General features: G+C 64.2%; 1 protein-coding gene. It reads left to right on the top strand.

What is annotated here, in order from left to right:
• A partial coding sequence (locus HV744_RS36735; protein WP_175154108.1) for a hemagglutinin repeat-containing protein occupies positions 1-528 on the top strand: 528 nt, incomplete at both ends.

Below are 528 nucleotides of genomic sequence, written 5' to 3'. Positions count from 1 at the left end.
AGCGGTTTCACGCTCGGCCTGTCGGGCAGCGTGGGCGATGCGATCAACGGCGCAATTGACCAGACGCAGGCAACCCGCGACAGTGCGAATAGCGGCAACGACCGCGCGGCGGCACTGCATGCGATTGAGGCGGGCGGCGATGCGGCGATTGCGGCGGCCGGTGTAATGGGTGGTTCGCTGGCCGGCCAGAATCCGAGCATCGGCGTGCAGTTGAGCTTCGGTTCCAGCCAGAGCAAGAATACGTTTGCCGAGGACCAGACGACGCACAACGGTTCGAGCGTTCAGGCGGGCGGCACCGCAGCTTTCGTGGCAACCGGCGACGGTACGCCCGGCAGCGGCAACCTGACCATCGCGGGTTCGAACGTGAGCGCGAACGATGTGGTGCTGGCTGCAAAGAATCAGGTGAACCTGGTCAATACGACCGACACCGACACCACCGCCAGCACGAACAAATCGAGCAGCGCGAGCGTAGGCGTGTCATATGGCACCAACGGCTTTGGCGTCTCGGCGTCAATGTCCAACGCGCAC

Origin of the sequence: Paraburkholderia ultramafica (assembly GCF_902859915.1) — a bacterium.
GTDB lineage: Bacteria > Pseudomonadota > Gammaproteobacteria > Burkholderiales > Burkholderiaceae > Paraburkholderia > Paraburkholderia ultramafica.
This window is presented reverse-complemented; position numbering and strand designations above follow the sequence as displayed.